This is a genomic window from Methanolobus bombayensis, from assembly GCF_017873415.1.
GTDB classification, from domain to species: Archaea; Halobacteriota; Methanosarcinia; order Methanosarcinales; family Methanosarcinaceae; genus Methanolobus; species Methanolobus bombayensis.
Window position 1 is genome coordinate 62,234 of record NZ_JAGGKD010000003.1, and the last position, 11,720, is coordinate 73,953.

The 11,720-nt window shown below is 39.1% G+C and carries 10 protein-coding genes and 2 tRNA genes; 5 read left to right on the forward strand and 7 right to left on the reverse strand.

From position 1 onward, the window contains the following. Positions 1–177 precede the first annotated feature (177 nt). Positions 178–1,782: a hypothetical protein gene (locus J2746_RS04270; RefSeq protein WP_209616842.1), complete on the forward strand. Its 1,605-nt coding sequence runs from the start codon at positions 178–180 to the stop codon at positions 1,780–1,782. 18 nt (positions 1,783–1,800) lie between these two features. Here J2746_RS04270 and J2746_RS04275 read toward each other — a convergent pair whose 3' ends face one another. Together J2746_RS04275 and ilvD are read right to left on the reverse strand one after the other, a co-directional pair. After that, positions 1,801–1,977 carry a hypothetical protein gene (locus J2746_RS04275; protein ID WP_245249982.1) on the reverse strand — a complete coding sequence of 59 codons (177 nt, stop codon included), beginning with the start codon at positions 1,975–1,977 and terminating at the stop codon, positions 1,801–1,803. Between the two features lie 107 nt (positions 1,978–2,084). Beyond that, on the reverse strand, positions 2,085–3,746 hold the full coding sequence (gene ilvD, locus J2746_RS04280) for a dihydroxy-acid dehydratase (RefSeq protein ID WP_209616845.1): 1,662 nt from the start codon (positions 3,744–3,746) through the stop codon (positions 2,085–2,087). A 651-nt stretch (positions 3,747–4,397) separates the two neighbouring features. Between ilvD and J2746_RS04285 the strand changes: the two genes are divergently transcribed. After that, positions 4,398–6,077, forward strand: coding sequence for a radical SAM protein (locus J2746_RS04285; protein WP_209616848.1), 1,680 nt, complete (start codon positions 4,398–4,400; stop codon positions 6,075–6,077). A gap of 10 nt (positions 6,078–6,087) precedes the next feature. Here the strand turns inward: J2746_RS04285 and J2746_RS04290 are convergent, their stop codons facing one another. The 4 genes from J2746_RS04290 to J2746_RS04305 form a co-directional block, all read right to left on the reverse strand. Next, positions 6,088–7,116, reverse strand: a complete 1,029-nt coding sequence (locus J2746_RS04290; protein ID WP_209616852.1) for a lysylphosphatidylglycerol synthase transmembrane domain-containing protein — start codon at positions 7,114–7,116, stop codon at positions 6,088–6,090. Between the two features lie 83 nt (positions 7,117–7,199). Further along, positions 7,200–8,351 carry a nucleotidyltransferase family protein gene (locus tag J2746_RS04295; RefSeq protein ID WP_209616854.1) on the reverse strand — a complete coding sequence of 384 codons (1,152 nt, stop codon included), beginning with the start codon at positions 8,349–8,351 and terminating at the stop codon, positions 7,200–7,202. A gap of 63 nt (positions 8,352–8,414) precedes the next feature. Beyond that, on the reverse strand, positions 8,415–8,828 hold the full coding sequence (locus J2746_RS04300) for an OB-fold nucleic acid binding domain-containing protein (RefSeq protein WP_209616856.1): 414 nt from the start codon (positions 8,826–8,828) through the stop codon (positions 8,415–8,417). Next, entirely contained in the window at positions 8,809–9,351 is a 543-nt protein-coding gene (locus tag J2746_RS04305; RefSeq protein ID WP_342451790.1) for an FKBP-type peptidyl-prolyl cis-trans isomerase, read from the reverse strand. Before J2746_RS04305 ends, J2746_RS04300 begins: the two co-directional genes overlap by 20 nt. Before the next feature lie 269 nt (positions 9,352–9,620). On the opposite strand from J2746_RS04305, the gene J2746_RS04310 reads away from it, so the two are divergent. Beyond that, complete coding sequence (locus tag J2746_RS04310) at positions 9,621–10,448, forward strand: archaellin/type IV pilin N-terminal domain-containing protein (RefSeq protein WP_245249983.1); 828 nt, start codon at positions 9,621–9,623, stop codon at positions 10,446–10,448. A gap of 39 nt (positions 10,449–10,487) precedes the next feature. On the opposite strand, the gene J2746_RS04315 is transcribed toward J2746_RS04310, so the two are convergent. Next, a tRNA-Ala gene (locus J2746_RS04315) sits at positions 10,488–10,562 on the reverse strand. 178 nt (positions 10,563–10,740) lie between these two features. Between J2746_RS04315 and J2746_RS04320 the strand changes: the two genes are divergently transcribed. Both J2746_RS04320 and mreA read left to right on the forward strand, forming a co-directional pair. Next, positions 10,741–10,817 (forward strand) — tRNA-Ile (locus J2746_RS04320). Positions 10,818–11,217: 400 nt separating this feature from the next. Continuing rightward, positions 11,218–11,592: an MreA family transcriptional regulator gene (gene mreA, locus J2746_RS04325; RefSeq protein ID WP_209616860.1), complete on the forward strand. Its 375-nt coding sequence runs from the start codon at positions 11,218–11,220 to the stop codon at positions 11,590–11,592. Positions 11,593–11,720 lie beyond the last annotated feature (128 nt).

The following is an 11,720-nucleotide window of genomic DNA, read 5'->3' on the forward strand; positions in this document are numbered from 1 at the left end:
CATTCACATTGAATGTAACGGCCCCCATGATCTTGTTTTTAGCCGTTACTACACTCATTTTCATACACAACAAGCAACATACATAATTTTTAAAATATAATTCCATTAATTATATATGTATGAATTATGCATACATATGTATGATTCCATTATTTGATCACAAAGGAGAGTTTGCCCATGAAAAGACTTACTATCAGCATGTCCGATGAACTTTTTGACAAATTGAATGCTATTGAGAACAAGAGCCTGTTCATCAGAAAGCTAGTAGAAAGAGAACTTGATGCAATGGAAAGTTCAACTACTGAAGAAGCCATTCCATGGAGCGAGAGTTTCGGCATCCTCAAAAATGACGTAAATATCATTTTTGGCAGACTTGAAGAAATGGAAAATAAACTGGCAAAACTAAAGGATCAGCATGAAGAACTCTCACCTATTCAGGAATCAGCCAATATGCAGCAATCCTTTGAAGAAGATCATCAAGAACCTACCACACCCATAAACACAGAAAATGAACCCGTAGCAACCACAGCAGATGCTTCTGTGGAAGAAGTAAATGTTGCAGAGACAAGAGAAGAAAAAACTGCTGCGATGGATGAAGCCATCGGTGCTTTGAATGATATTGGAACTGAAAACAATAACGTATTTTCAGATTCATTGATCACCCCTAAAGCCAGCGTTGAAGCAAATATCCCATCGAATGAAGAAAGTGAAATAAAAACTAATCCTTCGGTTGAACCTTCAATTCAAGAACAAATTCTGTCCCCGGAAACAGCCCCCTATGCACCAGCTATTGAAAATACAGTACCAACAGGCATAGATATTCATAAACCACCCGAACAAGTTATGCCTGAAAATAAGCCGCAAATTCCTGAAAATGGACAAGAACCAGAATTGAGTGTTCCTATGCCAGAGATGGAAAAAAATTCTAATACCGAACCTCCAGAAGATCCAGCCCATGAACACAAACTCTCAGAACTGGTCATGGAAAAGATTAACAAAACTGATGGAGAGGATCAGAATGACATTGCAGAAAACGAAATTCAACTTACTTCTTCAGAACAAACCGGACATCTTTCACCTGAGGAGAAGAACGCACAACCGGAATTCAAGATGCCGGACCTAAAACCACCGGAAATGGAAAATGAACAAACGGGTTTCCAGATACCGGACCTAAAACCACCGGAAATGGAAAGTGAGCAAAGTGGATTCCAGATGCCGGACCTAAAACCACCGGAAATGGAAAGTGAGCAAAGTGGATTCCAGATGCCGGACCTAAAACCACCGGAAATGGAAAATGAACAAACGGGTTTCCAGATACCGGACCTAAAACCTCCGGAAATGGAAAATGGAACAGGTGGGTTTGTAATACCAGAATTTGAAGAAACATCCAATTCCGAAAAGAAAGCAGAAAAACCGGATTTTGCAATTCCAGATTTGAATGTACCTGATACCCCCAGCCCCAATGAACAGGATCAAGTACCCCCATTTATGGCTTCTGGGACAGAAGCACCTGATTTACAGAATGAAACTCCTCAAATGCCATCAGCGGAAACACCAACTTCTCCGGTGCAGAATAGTGATTCAAAACCAGATAAACTTGAGACTAATATCCTTATGTACATGCCACGTGGAGCAAAGGTGAAAAAGGAAATCATCAAAAGCCTTGTATCACGACAGTTCAGCCAGGATGATATTGAAAAGAAGATACAGGAACTTGTAGTAAGAGAAATACTTGTATTAAAGCAGGAAAATGGAGTTGAACAACTCCAAAGACTGAAATAGAACTAAAGGAAGAAAATATCAAATAAGTCCCGTCCTTTCCGAAGACATCTCCGAAAAGATTATTCCCGAAGAACATTGCTTGCAAACATTTCTGGAATGGTCAAAACATTTATTGCAAACAAGTCTGCCGCAGAGAGCACATGTGTTCAGATTGGATACTGAACCGCATATTGCGCAAATACCCACCCTTTCCATTAACTAATATTCATACAATCCTGTATCAAAAAACCGTCGGTCACATATAAAAAAAGAAAATACAGACCTATTCAGATCTGTTTAAAAGCTATTTCAGAACGATCAAATCACTCAATAATAGCGCCTTTGTTTGCGGAACTGACAAATTTCCGGTATCTTGCGAGATAACCGGTGACTTTCTTTTCCAAAGGAACAAATGTTTTCCTGCGCTCTTCAAGTTCTTCATCAGATACTTTTAGATCAAGTTTTCTTGCAGGAATGTCGATATCAATTATATCGCCTTCCTGCACAAGACCTATAGGCCCTCCTTCCTGTGCTTCCGGAGAGATATGCCCTATACAGGGGCCTCTTGTACCACCGGAGAAACGGCCATCTGTAACGAGAGCAACTTTATCTATAAGTCCCATACCTGCAATTGCAGAGGTTGGAGAAAGCATCTCACGCATTCCGGGACCCCCTTTCGGACCTTCATAACGTATAACTACAACATCACCGGCAACAATATTCTTGCCAAGGATTGCAGCCATTGCGTCTTCCTCGCTGTCAAATACTCTTGCAGGACCGCTGTGTACTAACATTTTAGGATCAACGGCTGCCTGTTTGACGACTGAACCGTCAGGAGCAAGACTTCCTTTCAGTACTGCGATACCGCCTTCTTCATGTATTGGTGATTCCAGCGTACCCATGATTCTTGCATTGAGTTTTGGATTTACAATAATCAGATCTGTAAGATTCTCACCAACAGTCTTACCATTAACTGTTTTTTCATTAAGGTTGAGACTTGACTGAAGTCTGGACATTATAGCCTGAACACCACCTGCCCTTTCAAAGTCAAGCATATAATTCTCTCCACCGGGTTTCAGGGAAATAAGATGTGGAGTGCTTCTGCTGAGCCTGTCAAAAACATCAAGGCTGAGTTCAAGTCCGAATGCATGGGCAATTGCAGGAAGGTGAAGAGTTGTATTTGTGCTACCACCTATTGCCATGTCAACCATTATGGCATTCTCAAATGATTTCAGAGTGACTACACTGCGTGGATTGAGACCTTCATTGACCATTGAAACAATCCTTTCACCGGATTCTTTTGCAAGCCTGATTTTCTTTGCATCAGTAGCATGAGCAGTGCCGCATCCGGGAAGACTCAGACCGAGTGCTTCAGTCATACATGCCATGGTGTTTGCAGTATACATTCCTGCGCATGAACCGGCACCGCTACAGGAACAATCTTCAAGAAGCTTCAGTTTTTCATCAGATACCTGCTCAGACTGGCATTCACCGACACCTTCAAAGACAGATATAAGGTCTCTTGGTTCATCATCAACATAACCGGGAATCATAGGACCACCTGTGACCACAATGGCCGGAATATCAAGACTTCCTGCTGCCATGAGATGACCAGGGGTTATCTTATCACATGCGGTTATCATTACCATACCGTCAAGCTGGTGACCCTGAAGGACAAGCTCTATGGAATCTTCAATAGCCTCTCTGCTTGGCAGGGAATATTTCATTCCTTCGTGACCCATAGCAATTCCATCACAGATACCAATTGTATGGAATTCAAATGGAACACCTCCGGCACTTCTGATACCTGCCTTCACAGCTTCTGCAACCTTATCAAGATGAATATGACCAGGTATTAATTCGTTCCTGGAGTTCACAACTGCAATGAACGGCTTTTTCATTTCAGAATCTGTTACACCGGTTGCCTTCAAAAGAGAACGGTGAGGCGCACGTTCGAGTCCTTTCTTTGTCTTGTCACTTCTCATTGGAAAACCTCGTTTGCTGCACTTACAGCATGCTTACAACTAATATAGGTAATGGAAAAAGGAATATATAAGAAATGTGTGCCATTCTGAAATTCCAGGCATTAAGACATAAAAGAACACAGAACAATAAGAAGTAAATTAAATCCAATACATAAGATCGGCAGACATAAGGTTCCAGTTCATTTACCACCTACGTATGATTCGTTATTACAAGATTATAACATTCATAATTATATGAATCTGAGTATGATATGTATGAATTTGGGAATACACAATACATAACAACAAGAAAATATCATAAACATCCATAATCAAAATAGTAAACTGGAACATACCAAAAACGAAGATGTAAAATTAAAACTTCAATGTAATTGAAAACTACTAAATAAGCAATCTAAGATGCAATATTTGGGGCATATGTGGAAATATCCTTAAATACCTTAATCTAAAAGACATTTAACGTTTCAAGCATAAAATAAAACTATTGCAATAAATCAGGCAATAATATAAAACAGCACCAGTAGCTTACTAAAATTCAATATGCATAATCAGACAGTAATAAATGAACGATTATTATTAAAAATATACAACGAGCAATACATATCAAAATATAGATATTTTTGAGAAATGCAACTACATACACACAGAAGCATGAAAGCAATAATAATTGATGGATATGTAGACGAACCAGCATGTTTCGGAGTGCCGCCATACATATCCCCATATATCAGATACATTGCAGGCGCTCTAAGAGAAAATGGTTTTCAGGAAGAGAATATACATTATTTCACCATTGATGATTTGCGTAAAGACCTAGATTATGCGCCCAGATTAATAAGAAGAGCAGACATTACAATAGTTCTTTCAGGAATGACAGTACCGGGTAAATACCTGCGTTCTACACCCATCAATCTTGGCGAGATACAAAGCATATTTAGTGCGACAAATGGCATTAAAGTACTCGGAGGACCAATAAGACTTGGTTTTTCTCTCGAAGGTGGTAAAGCTGCCCAAAGCAACCTAACAGATTCAACGGACGCATGCATCTGTAGCAAGGACATAGAAGCTTTTGTCGCAGACATCACAGGTAAAAACACCGAATCACCTGAAGATGTTGAACATAGATTTAGATCTGTGGAAGAAATTAGAAGATGGAGCAACAAAGGTAGTTTTATTATCAAAAAACACCCGGATTATCCCAATGTGATGTGCGAGATCGAAACGTACAGAGGTTGCGGCCGAAAACATCATTGTTCATTCTGCACCGAACCATCCTACGGAGAATCAGATTATAGACCGATAATGGATGTTGTATCCGAAGTATCAGAACTATACAAAAATGGCGCACGGTTCTTCAGAATCGGAAGACAACCGGATATCCTGAGTTATCAGGCAAAAGACAAAGGTGGAAACACACCAGAACCTGATCCTGAAGCAATACTGTCCCTTTACAGAGGTATTAGAAATGTTGCCCCTGAACTAAAAGTCCTGCATATGGATAATGCAAATCCGGGAACAATTGCAAACTACCCGGAATTAAGTCGGGAAATCCTTAAAACAATAGTCAAATATCACACGCCGGGAGACATTGCCGCACTTGGGATGGAAAGTGCCGATCCGGAAGTTGTCAGAGCAAATGGATTGAAAGCATTCCAGGATGAGATTTTTGAGGCAATCAGCATAATTAATGAAATTGGCAGGAATCGCGGTGCTAACGGAATGCCCGAATTACTCCCGGGAATCAATATTGTCCACGGGCTTATGGGAGAATCAAAAAAGACATTCCAGCTGAACTATGAATTCCTCAAAAGAGTCTTTGATTCTGACCTGTTACTTCGCAGGATAAATATAAGGCAGGTCATGGCATTTCCGGGAACCCGCATCTATGGAAACGACGAATTGGTTAAGAAGCATAAGCAGCTTTTCCTGAAATACAAAGAAATGATTCGCAGGGACATCGACATGCCAATGCTTAAGAAAATCATTCCTTCAGGCACAATTCTAAGAGATGTGATGTGCGAATTAAATAGTGATAAATTGTGTTTTGGAAGACAAATGGGATCATACCCTTTACTTATAGGGATTCCTGCTAATCAGAAAATAGGCGAATATATCGATGTCACAGTAACAAGACATGGACACAGATCCATCACAGGAGTGCCATATCCTCTTAAGATTAATACCGCGCCAATATCATTAATACAGGAACTTCCAGGGATTGGAAAGAAACAGGCTACAAAGATCTATAAGAAATTACCTTTTGAAAATGAAGAAGACTTTATGAACAAGACTTCAAAGGAAGAATTACTCAAATATATTGATTTATCTTGATTTTTTACATTCACTTGAGGAAGTTCTTGATAAAATCAGTATCCTTTAAGATTTTGAAGCTGACAAAGCCACCTACAAGGATATTCATATAGAAAGTGAAAGCCCTCCAGGCAATAACTGCAATACCAAGTACTGAAGAAGAAATAAAAAGGGAGAACACCGTCGTTCCTGCAAGTTCAGCAACTCCGCTTGCACCGGGAGTGGCAGGGATTACAAGCAGAACCATAACAATCACCTGCGAAGCATAAACAATAAGAGGATCAGGATTCTGGTTTAAGCCGAGAAGTACCACATACAACATGGAAAAATCAACAAACCAGAATCCTATAGTGTTTAAAACACCAAATGCCAGTCCCTTTCGTCCTTCATTGAGTAAGATAGATATACTTTCATGGAAGTGATCAAGTTCATTATCAACACGAATGATTACTTTCTCCAGAGCAGCATCTGTTTTCTTCCCTGCAAGAGGTGCAATTCTATGTACTAAAAAGTAAACCACTTTTTTAGTAGAGGCAGGTTTCCATATAGCATACAATGTAAGAAAAAGTATGAATACAAGGCCAAACTCTGCAAATATGAACATTGTATCAAAAACAGAGTCATTTAGAACACCCCGGATAACATAAATAGAAACAGGAGCAAGAGACAGAATAAGTATACCATCAAGTATCCTTTCTCCGAGAACAACAGCTGTGGCCTTGCCCAATGGTATTTTTTCTTCATGAAGAAGGTGAATTCTTAAAGGTTCACCACCAAGGGAAGAAGGTGTTATTGAGGCTGCCAGGGTGCCTGAAGTAACTATTTCACAGGCTTTCAAATAACCGAGATCAAAACCCAGTGCCTTGCAAAGAGAATGAGTACGCAAGCCCCAGACTACATAACTAAGGGCATGAACACATGCCGCTGCAACTATGTATCCCGGCCTGATTTCCAGAATAGAGGACATGGTGCTGGAATCAAAAGTAAGGACAACTACTATTAAGCCAGATATAAGGCTTATTAACAATGATAAAAAAATCCATTTTTGAATCTTGTTCATTTCCCCAACCTGGATATGATAAGTATGAATATTATGATGACTGTCTTGCACCAGCAATTAGCCATTAATTCATCATACATCAATCAGTCATCAATTATATCATCTTTTACATTTGTTCCCGAAGGAATGGATTTCTTTGGCCATATCTTTACATCAGAGTGAACCGTTACATCATCTTCAATTAATACTTCAGGACCGATTACTGTACCATTTTCAAGGCTACAATTATCACCGACTGTTGTACCATTATCGATGATAGAGCCGGAAACATTGGAGTTTCGGCCAATAACCACATCGTTGAACATATAAGAAGATAGTATCCTTGTATCATTATCAATTACACAATTAGAACCAATTGCAGTATAGGGTCCAATAAGTACATTATCACCTATGGTTGTATTCTCGCCGATTACGATCGGACCTACAATCGCAGAATTTGACCCTACTGTAACATTGTGGCCAAGGGATACAGGACCTTTGATACGCGCATCAACCGTCTTAAAATGACCTTCTATTGAGGTGCCCGGGAGTGATGCCAGCATCCAGCGCTGTGCCTGCCTGTAAGCTTGAGGACTACCCACATCCGTCCATCTTCCTGTTGCAAGAATACCATTTATTTTTCTATTCTTGGCAAGAATATCAGGAAAAAGATCCTTTGCAAAATCATACTGTTTACCTTCAGGAATCCAGTCAAATACTTCAGGGTCACATACATATATCCCGGTACTGGCAAGATTACTGAAGATTTCACCAGGACCTGGTTTTTCAAGGAAACGACGTATCCTGTTATTGACATCCATATCAGCAATACCAAATTCCCGAGGATCATCGATGGATAAAAGACCTATTGTTACAAGAGCATCGGTCATTTCATGGAACCTGAACATCTCCCGAAGATTTAGATTCAGTACATGATCCCCACCCAGAACTATGAAAGGACCATCATTAAGATACTTTTCTGCATTCTTCACCCCACCAGCTGTTCCGAGTTTTTCTTTTTCATAAACATAATCAATATGGACCCCAAATATACGTCCGTCACCAAGCTCCTCTTCGATCTTTTCAGCCATATAACCCAGTGTAATAACAATATCATTAAAGCCTTCTTTAGACAGATGTTCTATCAAATGAACAACAGAAGGTTTGTTCAAAATAGGAATGTTTGGTTTTGGACGAGCAAATGTTAAAGGACGCAATCTTGTCCCTTCACCACCACACATGATACAGGCTTTCATATTTTAGTATGAGGTTATTTTTAATTTATATGTTTAGCGACTAAATATGCTACTGCAAAACTATTAGATGACAGTCACATCCCTGCTGTCATCAACAACCACTTCGATTTCCCCTTCATACTCAGACACTGTTCCAATTATTACAACCCTGTCATTTACTTCTGTCATGGAATTAACTTCATTTGAGCCACTATCAGAAGGTACAAAAACTTTGACTGCTCCGGAACCATAATCTACATCCATCAGCAAATGATTTCCAGAGTAAGTAAAGCGTTTAGAAAGGAGATCACCTTCAAGCCTGACCTCATCTCCAGGAACAGAAGAAGAACTAAAAGGATTTAGTGGATCAGTAATATTTTCCGAATAGAAAAAAGTGTATGCAATAGCCAGAGATAAAAGGGCCATGCAAAGTAGTATAACTACAACCTTTTCTTCTTTTTCCATGAGAATACCGCAATCAGGCATCTTCTGATTCATCTATAGAAACAAGTTCAATCTCAAAGATGAGAGTCTTACCGGCAAGACGATGATTGAAATCAACAGTCACATTTGTGTCATTAATATTGACGATAGTACCTTCATATCCCTGAGCATATATTGTCTCCCCCATAACAGGAGTCATGTTGATAGCTTCAAATTGTTCTATTGGATATGAAACTACAAGGTAATCCTGAAACTGATAGCCTTCTTCAGGCGGAATTTCAACAGTCTTATCCTCACCAACTTCCATACCGACTACAGCATTATCAAAACCATCGATCATCTGACCAGAACCGACAACAAAAGACAGTGGACCATAGTCTCTTGCAGAATTATAGATTTCATTTGCTTCAGCAACATCTGCTTTTGAAGTATCAAAAACAGTGCCATCTTCTAACATACCAGTATAGTTAACCGAAACCGCATCACCAGTCTGCACTACCTGTGAAGGCTCAGACTCCGTACAGCCACTTGCCAGCAGCATACCTATTAAGATTAAAAAAAGAACTATTTTTTTCACATAATCACCAATTAAGTTAATTAATACATTTCATAACACCAGAAGCAGAGTTATTAACCCACATCAAGAATTATTTCCACAGACATAAATGAGTAGGTTTTTGGTATATAAGGCTACTGAAAAAGTTCAGATTTGATAATTTTGCTATTAGTTAATTTATTTAGAATTATAAATTACCAAGAAAAGATTAATATATAAAGCAATACTATAATTATTGTGCAATTGTTACTAGTAATACACCTCATAAATCGAGTCCCATGGTGAAATTGATGCAACAGAGACACATATTTAAAAAATTCATTTCATACACAAATGCTCAGATAGGAATTGGCACACTAATTATCTTTATTGCAATGGTCCTTGTTGCAGCAGTTGCTGCCTCAGTATTGATTACGACATCAGGAGTTTTACAACAGGAAGCGCAGGCAACAGGAAAGGAAGCAACCAAAGAAGTTTCATCAAATCTCATGGTTCAGAAAGTTGAAGGATTCAGGGCGAAGAACAGTAACACGGACATGGCCAATACAGTTGACATGCTGAAAATAACTCTTGGATTAAGTGCTGCCAGCGAACCTGTAGACCTGTCAGCGGTTGTCATCAGCATAACAGACGGGTTCCAGACAAATAATCTTGTTTACGCAGGTAACAGGAACAGCCTTGCACCACGTTCAGATTTTGACGGAAGAATGTCAGGTTTCAGTACAGATACAGCAACAAACCTTTTGACGCTGTTGACAGGCAACTCGACCATAGGAAATACGGAACTAAATGTGACCTATACCAATGCAAAATACTATTTCACAGTTGACAATATAAGAGATGAAGATGACTCATTCTCACAATCATCACCAGTACTTACAACCGGAGATTTTGTAATTATATACGTCTCAACCGCATCAGACACATCAGTAAGTACAGGATACACTACTCTTTATGCAATGAATGTTTCGTCATCACTCCAATCATCGGGCCTTAATCTTGTCCCAAGGTCATCGATTAATCTGGCATTGACACCTGAAGCTGGTGCATCCACAAGCGCAGATTTCATTCTGCCCACAACCTATGGAAGCAAAGAAGCAGTTCAACTTTATCCATAAGAAAAGTAAGGCTTGAAAGAAGAACTTGTATAAATAGAATGGTGGACTGGTCGGGAATTGAACCCGAGGCCTCTACCATGCCAAGGTAGCGATCTTCCCCTGATCTACCAGCCCGGGAATGTCAAGCCTTAGAACACATAATCTTTCATAAATCTAACGCTATAAATTGAGAAGAGACAAATTCATTCTGAAAAATATTTTGATTTTTTCGATTTCGAGCGAAATGTTAAAGTATCTGTATGCGTATTTGGAGTGTCGCGTGATGAAGGCGACACACAAACACAGGCAAATTGGGCCCGTAGCTTAGCTAGGTGGAGCGCACGGCTGATAACCGTGAGGCCCTGAGTTCGAATCTCAGCGGGCCCACCATAAACCTGTTATCAGATTTTATTACTATTTTTTGCAACATTGTGATCTTAGTTTACAACTATTAATTTTGAATAGAAACAGGACATTTGACAGTTTAAGTTTCCTGATAGTCTTTCACACATCGTTTATAAAACCTATATCCTGCAGATATTATATTCAATAATATATCATTGAAAATAGATGTTGAAGATTTACTATCTTAATATAAAAAATATTAATATATAATCACTGCTTATAATAGTGATTAGTGTTAACCATAATATTTCAGGGTTAAAACGGGAATTAAGCACACTATACCATAAGTGATTCCAAAGGAACCACTATATTCCCGTAAAAACAAAAATCCTGATAGCACGAATCCGAACAAAACGAAATGAATTCATATAATCGGTGATTGACAATGAGAGAGAAAAAACCAAGCGGCATGAGTGAAAAAGAGTATGAAATAGTAGAATTACTCAGGAAATTAGACATAAACAGACCTGTCGCACTGACTCTTGCCTGCCTCTCCAGTGGAGAAGAAATAACCTCCCGTGAAATTGAAAAAAACTCCAGTCTAAGGCAACCTGAAGTAAGCATAGCAATGCGATATCTTAAAGACAACAACTGGGTAGATATTCGGGAAGAAAAGAAAACAGAAGGAAAAGGCAGACCTGTTAAACTTTACAGGCTCATCACACCACTGGAGGAGATTGTACATAGCATTGAACAAAGAATTATTCTTGAAAGCAGGTCGGTGCTCAATAACATTGAAAAACTGAAAAGACTTGCATAATTCTTTGATCTTCTTTTATTACAATTTGCTGCCATGTGCAGCAAAAACTATTTTTTACAGAGAGACATATCTCCCATTAACAATCAATCCTATCGAAGATTTTAAGTTAATAAGGTAGTGTATCATCG